This is a genomic window from Rhizobium atlanticum, assembly GCF_030182485.1.
In the GTDB taxonomy this organism is placed as follows: Bacteria; Pseudomonadota; Alphaproteobacteria; order Rhizobiales; family Rhizobiaceae; genus Rhizobium.
Genome location: NZ_JAQJCJ010000002.1, coordinates 521,421 through 534,916 on the forward strand (window position 1 = coordinate 521,421; position 13,496 = coordinate 534,916).

15 protein-coding genes and 1 tRNA gene are annotated in these 13,496 nt (G+C 60.7%); 6 read left to right on the top strand and 10 right to left on the bottom strand.

Annotated elements, in window-relative coordinates; all coding sequences use genetic code 11:
* Positions 1-31: 31 nt before the first annotated feature.
* Entirely contained in the window at positions 32-1,048 is a 1,017-nt protein-coding gene (locus PH551_RS05020) for a class I SAM-dependent methyltransferase (RefSeq protein ID WP_285192083.1), read from the top strand.
* 91 nt (positions 1,049-1,139) lie between these two features.
* Here the strand turns inward: PH551_RS05020 and fabI are convergent, their stop codons facing one another.
* The 3 genes from fabI to fabA are packed head-to-tail and all read right to left on the bottom strand — an operon-like array spanning position 1,140 to position 3,745.
* On the bottom strand, positions 1,140-1,946 hold the full coding sequence (gene fabI, locus PH551_RS05025; protein WP_285192084.1) for an enoyl-ACP reductase FabI: 807 nt from the start codon (positions 1,944-1,946) through the stop codon (positions 1,140-1,142).
* Between the two features lie 4 nt (positions 1,947-1,950).
* Positions 1,951-3,186, bottom strand: a complete 1,236-nt coding sequence (gene fabB / locus PH551_RS05030; protein WP_085776507.1) for a beta-ketoacyl-ACP synthase I — start codon at positions 3,184-3,186, stop codon at positions 1,951-1,953.
* Positions 3,187-3,229: 43 nt separating this feature from the next.
* Positions 3,230-3,745, bottom strand: coding sequence for a 3-hydroxyacyl-[acyl-carrier-protein] dehydratase FabA (gene fabA, locus PH551_RS05035; protein ID WP_285192085.1), 516 nt, complete (start codon positions 3,743-3,745; stop codon positions 3,230-3,232).
* Positions 3,746-4,046: 301 nt separating this feature from the next.
* On the opposite strand from fabA, the gene irrA reads away from it, so the two are divergent.
* On the top strand, positions 4,047-4,466 hold the full coding sequence (irrA, locus tag PH551_RS05040) for an iron response transcriptional regulator IrrA (RefSeq protein ID WP_085776506.1): 420 nt from the start codon (positions 4,047-4,049) through the stop codon (positions 4,464-4,466).
* A 15-nt stretch (positions 4,467-4,481) separates the two neighbouring features.
* Here irrA and PH551_RS05045 read toward each other — a convergent pair whose 3' ends face one another.
* The gene (locus PH551_RS05045; RefSeq protein WP_064805816.1) at positions 4,482-5,117 is read right to left on the bottom strand and encodes a trimeric intracellular cation channel family protein; all 636 of its coding nucleotides are present in this window, start codon (positions 5,115-5,117) and stop codon (positions 4,482-4,484) included.
* A 178-nt stretch (positions 5,118-5,295) separates the two neighbouring features.
* Between PH551_RS05045 and PH551_RS05050 the strand changes: the two genes are divergently transcribed.
* A complete protein-coding gene (locus PH551_RS05050; protein ID WP_285192086.1) occupies positions 5,296-5,769 on the top strand; it encodes a hypothetical protein in 474 nt (157 codons plus the stop codon).
* A gap of 2 nt (positions 5,770-5,771) precedes the next feature.
* Here PH551_RS05050 and PH551_RS05055 read toward each other — a convergent pair whose 3' ends face one another.
* Positions 5,772-6,560 carry a YdcF family protein gene (locus tag PH551_RS05055; protein ID WP_285192087.1) on the bottom strand — a complete coding sequence of 263 codons (789 nt, stop codon included), beginning with the start codon at positions 6,558-6,560 and terminating at the stop codon, positions 5,772-5,774.
* Between the two features lie 76 nt (positions 6,561-6,636).
* Positions 6,637-7,353: a YoaK family protein gene (locus PH551_RS05060; RefSeq protein WP_285192088.1), complete on the bottom strand. Its 717-nt coding sequence runs from the start codon at positions 7,351-7,353 to the stop codon at positions 6,637-6,639.
* Positions 7,354-7,578: 225 nt separating this feature from the next.
* On the opposite strand from PH551_RS05060, the gene PH551_RS05065 reads away from it, so the two are divergent.
* Positions 7,579-7,815 carry a DUF2798 domain-containing protein gene (locus PH551_RS05065; protein WP_285192089.1) on the top strand — a complete coding sequence of 79 codons (237 nt, stop codon included), beginning with the start codon at positions 7,579-7,581 and terminating at the stop codon, positions 7,813-7,815.
* Between the two features lie 157 nt (positions 7,816-7,972).
* On the opposite strand, the gene PH551_RS05070 is transcribed toward PH551_RS05065, so the two are convergent.
* The 3 genes from PH551_RS05070 to PH551_RS05080 all read right to left on the bottom strand — a co-directional run bounded on the left by PH551_RS05070 (position 7,973) and on the right by PH551_RS05080 (position 8,945).
* Positions 7,973-8,236 carry a GIY-YIG nuclease family protein gene (locus tag PH551_RS05070; protein ID WP_285192090.1) on the bottom strand — a complete coding sequence of 88 codons (264 nt, stop codon included), beginning with the start codon at positions 8,234-8,236 and terminating at the stop codon, positions 7,973-7,975.
* Positions 8,237-8,337: 101 nt separating this feature from the next.
* Positions 8,338-8,413, bottom strand: a tRNA-Ala gene (locus PH551_RS05075).
* Positions 8,414-8,561: 148 nt separating this feature from the next.
* Positions 8,562-8,945, bottom strand: a complete 384-nt coding sequence (locus tag PH551_RS05080) for a TIGR02300 family protein (RefSeq protein WP_085776500.1) — start codon at positions 8,943-8,945, stop codon at positions 8,562-8,564.
* A gap of 387 nt (positions 8,946-9,332) precedes the next feature.
* Between PH551_RS05080 and cmk the strand changes: the two genes are divergently transcribed.
* Positions 9,333-9,980 (top strand): (d)CMP kinase, encoded by a 648-nt coding sequence (gene cmk / locus PH551_RS05085; RefSeq protein WP_285192091.1) that lies wholly within the window; start codon positions 9,333-9,335, stop codon positions 9,978-9,980.
* Positions 9,981-10,155: 175 nt separating this feature from the next.
* Positions 10,156-11,859 (top strand): 30S ribosomal protein S1, encoded by a 1,704-nt coding sequence (gene rpsA / locus PH551_RS05090; protein ID WP_285192092.1) that lies wholly within the window; start codon positions 10,156-10,158, stop codon positions 11,857-11,859.
* 77 nt (positions 11,860-11,936) lie between these two features.
* On the opposite strand, the gene PH551_RS05095 is transcribed toward rpsA, so the two are convergent.
* Positions 11,937-13,454 carry a hypothetical protein gene (locus PH551_RS05095; RefSeq protein WP_285192093.1) on the bottom strand — a complete coding sequence of 506 codons (1,518 nt, stop codon included), beginning with the start codon at positions 13,452-13,454 and terminating at the stop codon, positions 11,937-11,939.
* Between the last annotated feature and the right edge of the window lie 42 nt (positions 13,455-13,496).

Here is a 13,496-nt window from a genome sequence, read left to right on the forward strand (position 1 = left end):
CCCTTTTTCTATTCTAAATGAGACGATATCCATGAGCCGCGAAACGCTGAAGACCCTTTTCCATCCCTTTGCCAGCGGCACAATCGCGGCGCCCGGCGAAGGCGAGCGTGTGCTCTTCCTCGGCGCCGAGGCCGGGTTTGCGCTGCCGGAAGGCTTCGCCGCCTCGCTCAGCGCCGTCCAGGGCTTCCGGCCGCTCTACCGCCAGCTGCTGGCGCAGCGGATCGAAGCGACGCCTGAAATCAACGGCGAGGATTATGACGCAGCACTCGTGCTCTGCACCAAGCACAAGGGCGAGAACGAGGCCAACCTCGCCGCCGCAATCGCCCGCACGCGAGCCGGCGGGCTGATCGTCGTCGCCGGCGCCAAGGAAGACGGCATCCAGCCGTTGCGCAAGCGGATGGAAGGTTTCGGCTTCGCCATCGACCATATGCCGAAATATCATGGCGTCGCCTTCTGGTTCGGCCGGCCGGCCAATGCCGACGACGTCATCTCGAAACTGGCAAAGGCGCCGGTGCGCGTCGACAATCGCTTCCATGCGACGGCCGGCATGTTCTCGCACGACCGGATCGATGCCGGATCGGAACTGCTCGCTTCGCGCCTGCCGCAGGATTTTGCCGGCGACGTTGCCGATTTCGGCGCCGGATGGGGTTATCTCTCGGTCGAGATGGCGCAGAGATCGCGCGGACTGGCCCGCCTTGACCTCTACGAGGCCAATCACGCGGCCCTGGAGGCCGCGCGGGATAATCTGGCGGAGAACTGCCCGAACGCGCCGGTGCGCTTCTTCTGGCATGATCTGGCGGGCGAGCCGATCAAGGACAAGTACGATCTCGTGATCATGAACCCGCCCTTCCACGAGGGCCATGCGGCCGAGCCATCGCTTGGCCAGGCGATGATCAAGACAGCCGCCTCCGCCCTTCGCGGCGGCGGCCGGCTGATGCTCGTCGCCAATCGCGGCCTGCCCTATGAGCCGGTTCTGGCGGCGAACTTCAGGGAAAGCGGCGAAACCTGCCGCAATGCACGTTTCAAGGTGCTGTGGGCGAAGAAATAAGGCTCAAGCCGCATTTGAGCCGACTTGCAGGGAAAACAAAAAGGCCGTGCGCAGGATCTGCACCCGGCCTTCGAATTTCAATCAGCTGCGTTTATTCCACGTCCGCCGTACGCAGGGCATCCAGTGTCGGCATCGAGGTGATGTTGAAGCCGGCATCGACGAAGTGGATTTCGCCGGTGACGCCGGCTGAGAGATCGGAGAGCAGGTAGAGCGCCGAACTGCCGACCTGATCGATGGTCACGGTCTTGCGCAGCGGCGCATTACGCTGGTTCCAGGACAGGATCGCGCGTGCGTCCGATATGCCGGCGCCGGCAAGCGTGCGGATCGGGCCCGCGGAAATTGCGTTGACGCGGATGCCGCGCGGGCCGTAGTCGGCAGCGAGATAACGCACCGAAGCCTCGAGCGCCGCCTTGGCGACGCCCATGACATTGTAATTCGGAATGACGCGCGTCGAGCCGTTATAGGTCAGCGTCAGCATCGCGCCACTGCCTTCCATCAGCGGGGCGCAGCGCTTGGCGATCTCGGTGAAGGAGAAGCAGGAGATGACCATGGTGCGGCTGAAATTCTCCCGCGTCGTATCGGCGTAGAGGCCCTTCAGCTCGTTCTTGTCGGAGAAGCCGATGGCATGGACGATAAAATCGAGCTTGCCCCAGCGCTCGCCGAGTGCGTCTACGACGGCATCGACGGACGCAATGTCCTCGACGTCGCAAGGCAGCACGAAATCCGAGCCGACTTCGGCGGCCAGCGGCCGGACGCGCTTGCCGAGCGCATCGCCCTGATAGGTGAAGGCGAGGTCCGCACCCTGCGCGGCGAGCGCTTTTGAAATCCCCCAGGCAATCGAATGGTTGTTTGCGACGCCCATGATGAGGCCGCGCTTACCCTGCATGATTCCAGTCATGTTGTTATCCGTTGTAGCGCTGGAAGACGAGCGTGGCGTTCGTCCCGCCGAAGCCGAAGGAATTAGAGAGAGCGATATCGATCTTCGCATCGTCGATACGCTTGCGCACGATCGGCACGCCTTCGAATTCGGGATCGAGCTCGGTGATATGGGCGCTTTCGCCGATGAAGCCTTGCTGCATCATCAGCAGGGAATAGATCGATTCCTGCACGCCGGCCGCACCCAGCGAATGGCCGGTCAGCGATTTGGTCGATTGGATATGGGGGATCTTGGCGCCGCCGAATACCTCGCGGATGGCGCCGATTTCCTTGCTGTCGCCGACCGGAGTCGAGGTGCCGTGAGTGTTGATATAGTCAACATCGCCTTTGACGGTGGAAAGCGCCTGGCGCATGCAGCGGATAGCGCCCTCGCCCGAGGGCGCGACCATGTCGTAACCATCGGAGGTCGCGCCGTAGCCGACGATTTCGGCATAAATTTTGGCGCCGCGGGCCTTGGCGCGCTCCAGCTCCTCCAGCACCAGCACACCGGCGCCGCCGGCGATGACGAAACCGTCGCGGTTGACGTCATAGGCGCGCGAGGCAGTCTCGGGCGTATCGTTATATTTGGAGGACATGGCGCCCATGGCATCGAAGAGATTGGACATCGTCCAGTCGAGATCCTCGTGGCCGCCGGCAAACATCACGTCCTGCTTGCCCCACTGGATCATTTCAGTGGCGTTGCCGATGCAATGGGCGGAGGTCGAGCAGGCCGACGAGATCGAATAATTGACGCCGTGGATCTTGAACCAGGTGGCAAGTGTGGCCGAAGCGGTGGAGGACATCGCCTTCGGCACGGCGAAGGGACCAATGCGCTTCGGGCTGTTGTTCTTGGTGGTGATCTCGGCCGCCTCGATCAACGTGCGGGTGGACGGTCCGCCGGATCCCATGATGATGCCGGTGCGCTCGTTCTGGGCATAGTCCTTCTCTTCCAGGCCGGAATCGGCGATCGCCTGCTTCATGGCGACATGGTTCCAGGCGCCGCCCTGCGACAGGAAGCGCATGGCGCGGCGATCGACCAGTTCGGCAAGTTCCGCCGGGCCGAGCTTCGGGCTGCCCCAGACTTGGCACTTGAAGCCGTGTTCGGCGAAATCGTTGGAAAAGGAAATGCCCGACTTTGCCTGGCGCAAGGATTCGGTGACTTCGGCCGCATCGCTTCCGATCGAGGAAACGATACCCAGACCCGTGACAACTACCCGTCTCATCTGATCAAACCTTTGTTGTTTTCGTCAGCCGCTCGAAATGCCGTCAGGCGGTCTTGTCTTTCGATAGACCGACGCGAAGGTCGGACGCCTGGTATATGGTCTCGCCATCCGCCTTCAGCCAGCCGTCGGCCGTGCCGAGCACGAGGCGACCGCGCATGACGCGCTTGAAGTCGATGCCGTATTCGATCAGCTTGGTATGCGGCCGGACCATGCCCTTGAATTTCACTTCGCCGGTTGAAAGCGCCATGCCGCGACCTTCCTCGCCGAGCCAGCCCAGAAAGAAACCGGTCAGCTGCCACATGCCGTCGAGGCCGAGGCAGCCCGGCATAATCGGATTGCCTTCGAAATGGCAGGGAAAATACCAGTCGTCGGGGCGTACGTCGTATTCGGCCCTGAGATAACCCTTGTCGAAGGCGCCGCCTGTTTCGGAGATGTCCGTGATGCGGTGAACCATCAGCATGGGCGGCAGCGGCAGCTGCGCATTACCGGGTCCGAACAGCTCGCCATGGGCGCAAGCGATGAGTTCTTCATACGAGAAGCTGGACTGTCTGGTGTTCATAAAATTTCTTTTTCCCCCCGCGTGAAGCCGATGGATGTGAACGTGTAGTCCAAGTTCTTCAGAAAATGAAGCACAAGCAAGGCAGCTTCATTCATCGGTTTGGACCAGGCTTACGCCATTATTTGGTGGTCGCATACAGGAAGGCCAGAGCTGCGACCAGACCTATTTGCATCAAAAGCCCGTTTTTGCCGCGTTTATCAGGCTCCTGTCCCCACTGAACTATTGAAAGGCTCCGATGCAAAAGTTATACCGCTTGAAGAAACATGATTGCTTTATGCAGGAATAATCGGAGTTCGTGTTGATGACGGGTACACTCCCGATCGCAATAGAGGTAAGGCTGCGCGGCGCGGGCCTGCGCCCTACACGCCAGCGCGTCGCGCTCGGCGACCTCCTGTTTGCCAAGGGCGACCGGCATTTGACCGTCGAGGAACTGCATGAGGAGGCGGTTGCCGCTGGCGTGCCGGTTTCGCTGGCGACCGTCTACAATACGCTGCACCAGTTCACCGAAGCCGGTCTCATCCGCGTTCTCGCCGTCGAGAGCGCCAAGACCTATTTCGACACCAATGTTTCCGACCACCATCATTTCTTCATCGAAGGCCATAATGAGGTGCTCGACATTCCCGTCAGCAACCTGACGATCGGCAATCTGCCGGAGCCGCCCGAAGGCATGGAGATCGCTCATGTCGACGTGGTGATCCGCCTGCGGGCCAAGCAAGGCTGACGGCACCTAAAAGATTCACATCACATCGTCTGGATGCCGACCGGGCTTATGTTTGTAGATCGGGAAGGTCCAACCGAACCAAAGAGCGCCGCCGCGAACAGCAAAGGCCGCCACGACACCGCAGCCCGAGGCCAGATAGAGCGGCATCCCCAGCGCGTTGGCGAGCGTAAACACGCCGGCGCCGATCAGCGCCGCCGTCACATAGATTTCCGGCCGCAACAGCACCGAAGGCTCGTTTGCCATCAGATCGCGCAGGATGCCGCCGAAGGTTGCCGTCAATGTACCGGTGACGATCGCGATGGTCGGCGAGCCGGTGGCGGCAAGGCCCTTGGCCGCGCCGAGCACGCAATAGGCGGCAAGACCGATCGCATCCAGCCAGATCAGCAGGCGATAACGCGATTCCAGCAGGTGGGCGGTGAAGAAGACAATCACGCCCATGATGCAGCAGACGAGGATATAGGCGGGGTTCAATACCCAGAAGACCGGCACGCGGCCGAGCACGATGTCGCGCACCGTGCCGCCGCCGGTTCCCGTCACCATGGCGAAAAACAGAAAGCCGATCAGATCGAGCTGCTTGCGTGAAGCGGCGAGCGCGCCTGTCGCGGCAAACAGCGCAATACCGGCATAATCGAGATAGACAAGCAAGGACATGCGGACCCCGGGACCGGCGAACAGTTTCCGGAAAGAACCATGGCGGCAAGGGCGGCGCAAGGCGGCGCGGCCATAAAGCATCGGTCTTTATTCGATGCATGTCACTATCCAGAAACTGCTGCACAGTTTTGGGCGGCATGCATGGACTACGGAGCCTTTGTCCAAAAGAGGAAAGCTTGTGAAAACGCTGGTGCTCGCCGTTCTCAACATCGTCCTGTTGCTTGCCATGCCGGTTGCCGCGCTTGCCCAGCAATCGCTGATCTCCGATCCCGAGATCTACGAGAAGAAGCATTTCCAGGAACAGTGCAAGGCGGCCGAATTCGCTGACGGCTTCATCACCCGGCAGGACATCAACAATGACGGGCTGATCGACGCCGTGGTCAATGAAGGCCAGCTGACCTGCGACGGGCAGAAGGGGCCGCAATGCAACGACGACGGCTGCACCTATAACTTCTATCTGCAGGTCGCAGAAGGCGGTTATTTCATGATCGCGACGGCGCAGATCTACAGCTACGACTTCGTCCAACGCTTCGGCAACATGGTGCTGGCGATGAAGATGCATCCGCGTTTCTGCGACCGCACCGAAGGCGATCCCTGCATCGTGACCGCGCGTGTGCGCGGCACGAAATTCGTCACCATCTCGAAGAAATAAGCTTAGCGCGGATAAAGCTCCGACGTCCGGCCGGCGAGATAGTAGCCGACCAGGCCGTACCATTCGCGGATCGCCGTTGCCATATTCTGGGCATTAAGGTTGGGCTGGGTGAAATCCAGGCTCAGACGAACCTGCCCGTCGGTCCGATAGTCGGTCGGCCAGGGCACGATGTCGATGCCGAGCTTGCGGAAGATGCCGACGGAACGCGGCATATGGAAGCCCGAGGTGATCAGCAGGCAATTGGAAAGCCCCTGGCTCGTCAGGAATTCCTTGGTATTGATGGCATTTTCGAAGGTTGTACGCGATTGCCGCTCCTCGATCAGGCGATCCCTAGCGATGCCGAAGAGCGGGAAGAAGCGCTCGGATGCCGCCGCATCGCCTTCGTAGATGCCTGAGAGTGAGCCGTCGCCGCCCGAGATCAGGATGCGCGACTGCGGAAATTTCTGCGCGAGCCGCAGGGCTTCGACGAAGCGGTCGGCCGCAGTGTTGAATTCAATGCCGTGACGCGCCGTATTCACCTCGTTTTCGAAGGCGCCGCCGAGCACGATCATGCATTGCAGGCTATCAGGGTCGGCTGCAGGTTTTGGAAACCGCTGCTCGAGATCCTGCATCAGAAGGTTTCCGGCCGTGGTGTAGAGCGTGACGAAGAGGATGACGACTGAAGCCATCGCGCTGAGAATGCTCAAGCTGCGCCAGCGCAGGAGGCTGGCGGCAAAGGCGAAGAAGACAAGAATGAATGCAAGCGACAGAGGCTGGGCAAGAATCCAGACAAGCTTCGAAATAACGAACAAGACCTACTCCCTTGAAGATCGGCGGCGGTCCTTCCTATCCGATTCGACGGTAGCAGGAATGCGACGGGTCCTATCTCTAGCGCAGGGCGCCCGTGTGGTGCGGCGCGAGCTTCTGGTTGAAGCGCCGCTGAAGCGGCCGGGGAATGAACATTGTGGCAAGCGCCAGCGCCATGGCAAAGATGGAGACCAGCCACAAGGCATGGGCGCCGCTCAGCCGCGTCATGACCGCACCGGCGATGGCGCCGAGCACCATGCCGCCCCAGGGCACGATCTGGATCGTCCATTCGATACGGCGATCGCCGATGATCCAGCGGCCGATGCCGCGGCCGAAACGCGACAGCGCGCCTGTCACATAAGTCAGGCCGATCGGCAGGCCTTCGATATGTTCGACGGCGGCGTTCACCATGCCCATGGATAAAACGATCATGTAGAACCGCGCGAGCATCAGGCCCTCAGCCGTCGTCATCGAAGCAAGCGCCAGAAGAGCGCCGACGCAGCCGAGCACGACGAAGATGCGCCGCTCGGAGACATGGGCGATGACGATGCCGGCCGCATTGCCGAGCACGAAAACGAGAATGGCGGAGATCAGCACCGCCGCATGATAAAGATTGCCCTGGCTCAAGGCGAGTGCGGCGCGCGTCGTATTCCCCGTCATGAAGGAGACGAAATCGCCGGTCAGCAGCAGCCCGGTCGCATCGGTCATGCCGGCCAGAAACGAAATTGAACCGACGAGGGCGAGCCCGGTCAGAGTTCGTCGTGTACGAATGATACGGCGGCGTCTTGCTCTGGTCATTGGTCGAAGGTCCTGAAGCCGAATCACTGAGATTCTTGCACGAAGGATAAGTCCTCTTCTTGAGGAATTGGCAAAGGATTGGCCGGGCGCTTGCACGGCCGCATTTTTTCGGCGATAAAACGGCGTCGCTTCAGACCGAAGCTCCGTAAGCGTTTACGTCAATCAACGCGCAACCCGCCGGTCGGCGCTGCGCGATTGTTCGATCGGCATCTTACGGAGATTAAAATGCCCAAAGGCAAACTCCCCAAGCGTTACAACTCGATCGTCATGCCGCTCATCCTCTCGCTGCTGATGACATCCGTCGTCTCGGCGATCAGCATCGTCAGAGCACAAGGCCTCACCATGGCTGCACTTGCCATGTGGCCATCCGCCTGGGCTCTCTCTTGGGCAATCGCCTTTCCCGTGCTGCTCCTGGTGCTGCCGGTGGTGAAGCGGTTGACGGCAGCGATCGTGGAGGCTTGAGACGAAAGACGCCGGCAGGCTGTGGGGGCGGTCTGCCGGAGTTGGCGGGCTGGGTTAAAGTCTTTTCTTTGCGAATGCGCCATGCATATCGCGTGGCCCGGCTTTCGGTTTTCCCACGCGCCGGCGCATATTGGGAGTCAATCTTCCGGTTGGCGAATCAGTTTGAATTCACGTTCGGCTGGACTAATCTCTTGCCGGCAAAAGCCCTGCCGGAATGCGATTTCAAGTATTTTTCGAATTCAAGAGCTTTGTGCTTGTCAGGAAAGGCGCAATACCAGAGCAACTTCCATGGTGCGAACTTCGCGGTATGGGCGGATTTGCCGGAATTATGAGCCAAAAGGCGCTGCTTCAGATCTGTGGTACACCCGGTGTATTCCTGATCGGGAAAATCGGCGCTTCGGAGAATATAGACATACCACATCAGCGTTTCAGCCCGTCGTCGCCCTTCGGGCTATGCCGGGCACTGCTTCGGCCTAACGGTTCCTCGCGGCTGCGCCACGCGAAGCCCGTAAGGGCGAAGCGTGGTGGAGCTAAGCGGGATCGAACCGCTGACCTCTTGCATGCCATGCAAGCGCTCTCCCAGCTGAGCTATAGCCCCATCAAGGCGGTCCGGCGTGGCCGGTCCTGGGATGCTCCGGAGGGCGTTTCCTCTGGAGTGGCGGCTTCTTACTTGCGGTTTTCGCAGATGGCAAGCCTAAAAAATCCGACCCGGAAATTTTTTGTCATCCGGGCCGGCATTTGTTCGATCAGACTTCGTCTTCGTCGCCGGTCACGCCGATGATGTCGCTCATGTCGTCGTCATCGTCGTCTTCGTCAGGCGTGAGGAAGGTGTCGTCATCGTCGTCGCCTTCGATTTCGACATCGTCATCGCCGATATCAGGGATGTCGTCGCCGCCGGCGGCGTCATCGGCATCCTCGAGCGAAACCAGTTCGACTTCGGTGTTTTCGGTATCGACTTCCGCGACCTCGTCTTCTTCGGCAACATCAGCGATCGCCGAGGTTTCCTCGAAGAAGGACAGGGGATAGGACTTGCCGGTATAAGGGGAAACGATCGGATCCCGGTTCAGATCATAAAACTTCTTGCCGGTTTCCGGATCGGTGCGCTTGGTTCCAAGTTCCGCTTTCGCCACTATAAGCCTCGTGAGAATGGCCGAATCCGCGATTCGGCAAAATGCCGTGCAAGCCGGCGTTCCATCGGAATTTATAAGCCGGTCCCCTTAATCGCTGTGGCTTCCCATGTCAAAGCCAAACTTTATCATCTCCGTGCGGCCGTTTTCGCCGGCTGGCGGATGACCGCTGACGGCGTTTGTGGTAACGAGCCGCGGCGGTAGAAGAAGCGGACGAAGGCAGCAGCCGGCCAGGCCGACGCTTCAGAAGAAATGCGCTGCAGTTACAGAGGATTACGCGATGCATGGCTCTGCGCCGCAGCCCGCCGCCAGCTTCCAGCTGTTCCAGCCGCATCCGCGCAGGATGACCCCTTCGGCGCCTCGCGGCGCATCATTGCAGGATTGATCCCCATGGCTACAAAGAGTTTCACCATCGCCATTGACGGTCCGGCGGCGGCCGGCAAGGGGACGCTTTCGCGTCTTATCGCTGCACGATACGGCTTTCACCATCTCGACACGGGCCTGACTTACCGCGCGACCGCCAAGGCGCTGCTCGATGCCGGCCTGCCGCTCGACGACGAGGCGGTGGCGGAAAAGATCGCGCGGGAGGTTGAACTTGCCGGGCTGGATCGCGATATACTTTCCCGACACGAGATCGGCGAAGCCGCCTCGAAAATCGCTGTCATGCCGGCGGTGCGCCGGGCCCTGGTCGAGGCGCAGCGTCGGTTTGCGGCAAAGACGCCGGGCACGGTGCTCGACGGACGCGATATCGGCACGGTCGTATGCCCGGATGCGCCGGTCAAGCTCTATGTGACGGCGTCGCCGGAGGTGCGCGCCAGACGGCGTTACGATGAGATCCTCGGCAAGGGGGCGACGGCGGATTTCGATGCGATTTTCGATGACGTCAAGCGGCGCGACGAACGCGACATGGGACGGGCCGACAGCCCTTTGAAACCAGCCGATGATGCGCACTTGCTTGATACGTCGGAAATGAGTATAGAGGCCGCGTTCCAAGCCGCTCAATCGATCATCGATGCGGTCTTGAGCCGAAATGCCTAAATTCAAGCGATTTTGCATGCTCAGACGCATGGATCGCTTTAATGCAGCCTGAAATTCCGTCCAAGCGCCGGATTGCCTTCGTGAAAGAGGGCGGACTGGGTTCAGGCCCATTCAACTCGAACCAACCGGCGCATACGTGGGCCTTGAAGCTATCGAAGGCCACGCAGGAGATTTTATGTCAGTAGCAACTCCCTCTCGCGAGGATTTCGCGGCCCTTCTCGAAGAGTCCTTTGCCAAGAACGATCTGGCTGAAGGCTATGTCACCAAGGGTATCGTCACGGGCATCGAAAAGGATGTCGCCGTTGTCGACGTCGGCCTCAAGGTCGAAGGCCGCATCGCGCTCAAGGAATTCGGCGCACGCGCCAAGGACGGTTCGCTGAAGGTCGGCGACGAAGTCGAAGTCTATGTCGAGCGCATCGAAAACGCGCTTGGTGAAGCCGTTCTGTCGCGCGAGAAGGCTCGCCGCGAAGAAAGCTGGATCAAGCTCGAAGCCAAGTTCGAAGCCGGCGAGCGCGTCGAAGGCGTGATCTTCAACCAGGTCAAGGGCGGCTTCACCGTCGACCTCGACGGCGCGATCGCCTTCCTGCCGCGTTCGCAGGTCGACATCCGCCCGATCCGCGACGTCACGCCGCTGATGCACAACCCGCAGCCCTTCGAAATCCTCAAGATGGACAAGCGCCGCGGCAACATCGTGGTTTCGCGCCGTACGGTTCTCGAAGAGTCCCGTGCCGAGCAGCGTTCTGAAATCGTTCAGAACCTCGAAGAAGGTCAGGTTGTTGACGGCGTCGTCAAGAACATCACCGATTACGGTGCGTTCGTCGACCTCGGCGGCATCGACGGCCTGCTGCACGTCACCGACATGGCATGGCGCCGTGTGAACCATCCGTCGGAAATCCTGAACATCGGCCAGCAGGTCAAGGTTCAGATCATCCGTATCAACCAGGAAACCCACCGCATCTCGCTCGGCATGAAGCAGCTCGAGAGCGATCCGTGGGATGGCATCCAGGCGAAATATCCGGAAGGCAAGAAGATTTCCGGTACCGTCACGAACATTACCGATTACGGTGCGTTCGTCGAGCTGGAGCCGGGCATCGAAGGCCTGATCCACATCTCGGAAATGTCCTGGACCAAGAAGAACGTTCACCCCGGCAAGATCCTGTCCACGAGCCAGGAAGTCGAAGTCGTCGTTCTCGAAGTCGATCCGTCCAAGCGCCGTATTTCGCTCGGCCTCAAGCAGACGCTGGAAAACCCGTGGGCAGCATTCGCCCGCAGCCATCCGGCCGGCACTGAAGTCGAAGGCGAAGTCAAGAACAAGACCGAATTCGGCCTGTTCATCGGCCTCGACGGCGATGTCGACGGCATGGTGCACCTCTCCGACCTCGACTGGAATCGTCCGGGCGAGCAGGTCATCGAGGAGTACAACAAGGGTGACGTCGTCAAGGCTGTCGTTCTCGACGTCGATGTCGAGAAGGAACGCATCTCGCTCGGCATCAAGCAGCTCGGCAAGGACTCGGTTGGTGAAGCAGCAGCTTCGGGCGACCTACGCAAGAACGCCGTTGTTTCCTGCGAAGTCATCGCCATCAACGACGGCGGCATCGAAGTGAAGCTCGTCAGTCACGAGGATATCACTTCCTTCATCCGTCGCGCCGATCTCGCCCGCGACCGCGACGAGCAGCGCCCTGAGCGCTTCTCGGTCGGCCAGATCGTCGACGCCCGCGTCACCAACTTCTCCAAGAAGGACCGCAAGATCATGCTGTCCATCAAGGCTCTGGAGATTGCGGAAGAGAAGGAAGCCGTCGCTCAGTTCGGTTCGTCCGACTCGGGCGCTTCGCTCGGCGACATCCTGGGCGCAGCCCTGAAGAACCGCGGCGGCGAATAAGCCCCGCAGTCACGTCTGAAATATGGAACCCGCCGGAGCGATCCGGCGGGTTTTCTATTTTCAGGTAATGAAAACCGCTATTCCCAGCCGACCATGCGCTGATAGAGCGCGTAGACCGGATCGGCTGCCGTGTCGGGCCGATACGCCGACGGCTCGGCATCGATCATCCTCGGCGTCCTGCGCTCGGGTGCCGCTTCCGCCCCGTCAGCATCGGGCTCGGCATCCTCACCGCCGGATTTCGCCTGCTGCTCGTCCTGCGGCGCACCGTCCTGGTGATGGTGATGCTGGTGACTGGTTTCACCGGCCCTTTCGTTCGACGGCGTATCCTTGGCGAACTGATAGGGCAGCTGGGCATAGGCAAAGCCCTCCGGCACCCTGGCCGCGAGCGGCACATAGGAGGCCTCGGCCATCTCGGGAAGCGGCATCGGTCGCGGCTGTGCGGCAATTTCTTTCGGCTGTCGGAGGACCACAGCCGTGGCCCCGGTTTCCATCGGCGACGGGTGGGGCGTTGCGGACTGTCGAGCGCCGGCGGCCAGATCTGGCGGCTGTCTCGTCAAGGTCTCCTTCGCTTCGCTGATGATGGCCTCGTCGAGAATGGCATCCACCTCCACCGCCGCCTCGACAGCACCATCCTCCATCACGTTTTCCAAGTCCTGCTCGCGGATGATGGTGACGATCATCTCGGAGACCTCTTCGGTCATCGAGGCGACGATTCCCGTCCAGTTCCGGGGAATGACAGGATCGGCTTTTTCCGACGTTGCGCGAGGCTGAATGACCGGCAGCTGCGTCACCTCGGCCGTGTCGTCACCTGGCTCCGCCGGCCCCGATTGCCTAGCTTCGACCTTCGGGGCAACCTCTGCTTTTGTCGCCGAAGCGGAGTGAATCCGGTTTTCAGGCTGCGAAATTTCAGGATCAGCGGCTTCCACGGTTGCGGCGGTCACCGCTTCCTCGGTTGCCGCAAGCAGGGCGGTCTCGAACAATTTGCCGGCTGGTTCGGTTCGCTTTTCCGCCGGCTGGCGGATCGTGGCGGGCAGGCTGTCTTCATGCAGCTGGATCTCGGGCCGGGCTTCGGCACGCATCGGCGACGCGTCGTTCTGACCATAGGAGCGGACAACGGCACGGGCGGCAAGATCGCGATCCTTGTAACGCACCATTTCCAGATAGGCGATGATACGCGCCGCCTCAGGCCCCGCCGGGTTCTTCAGGGCTTCGGCGATCATCCGGAGCGGCAGGTTGTGACCTTGCTCGTTCAGCTGGCGTTCGACCTCATCGATTCTGGCGGCCGGCAGCCGCTGAATGGCGTCGGCAAGCCGAGAGGCGAAGGCCAGATTGGTCTCGTCTTCACGGCGATCGAGGGAAATGGAACGGCCGGCCGCATCGATGACATCGAAAAGGGCTTCGACCATACGCTCGCGTGCCGCAAGGAGCAGGATATTGAGCTTGCCGGCAATGGCGGAATTCAGGTCGGCGGCTTCGACCGCGTTGACGGGCGCGGGGGCAATCACCGAACGCTCAAGACCGCCGGCAACGATCGCCGCAGTCTGGCCCTGAGATGAAAAGCTTGCATTGGACGCTGCACGAACGGGGGTCAACATGGCATGCCCTTTCGTAAAGTGACGATGAAAGCAGGCTCTATG

What these genes read in the sequence shown, in the direction of transcription:
- PH551_RS05020 (WP_285192083.1), top strand. Translation starts at nt 32, where the DNA reads ATGAGCCGCGAAACGCTGAAGACCCTTTTCCATCCCTTTGCCAGCGGC.
- fabI (WP_285192084.1), bottom strand. Translation starts at nt 1,946, where the DNA reads ATGACTGGAATCATGCAGGGTAAGCGCGGCCTCATCATGGGCGTCGCA.
- fabB (WP_085776507.1), bottom strand. Translation starts at nt 3,186, where the DNA reads ATGAGACGGGTAGTTGTCACGGGTCTGGGTATCGTTTCCTCGATCGGA.
- fabA (WP_285192085.1), bottom strand. Translation starts at nt 3,745, where the DNA reads ATGAACACCAGACAGTCCAGCTTCTCGTATGAAGAACTCATCGCTTGC.
- irrA (WP_085776506.1), top strand. Translation starts at nt 4,047, where the DNA reads ATGACGGGTACACTCCCGATCGCAATAGAGGTAAGGCTGCGCGGCGCG.
- PH551_RS05045 (WP_064805816.1), bottom strand. Translation starts at nt 5,117, where the DNA reads ATGTCCTTGCTTGTCTATCTCGATTATGCCGGTATTGCGCTGTTTGCC.
- PH551_RS05060 (WP_285192088.1), bottom strand. Translation starts at nt 7,353, where the DNA reads ATGACCAGAGCAAGACGCCGCCGTATCATTCGTACACGACGAACTCTG.
- PH551_RS05065 (WP_285192089.1), top strand. Translation starts at nt 7,579, where the DNA reads ATGCCCAAAGGCAAACTCCCCAAGCGTTACAACTCGATCGTCATGCCG.
- PH551_RS05070 (WP_285192090.1), bottom strand. Translation starts at nt 8,236, where the DNA reads ATGTGGTATGTCTATATTCTCCGAAGCGCCGATTTTCCCGATCAGGAA.
- cmk (WP_285192091.1), top strand. Translation starts at nt 9,333, where the DNA reads ATGGCTACAAAGAGTTTCACCATCGCCATTGACGGTCCGGCGGCGGCC.
- rpsA (WP_285192092.1), top strand. Translation starts at nt 10,156, where the DNA reads ATGTCAGTAGCAACTCCCTCTCGCGAGGATTTCGCGGCCCTTCTCGAA.
- PH551_RS05095 (WP_285192093.1), bottom strand. Translation starts at nt 13,454, where the DNA reads ATGTTGACCCCCGTTCGTGCAGCGTCCAATGCAAGCTTTTCATCTCAG.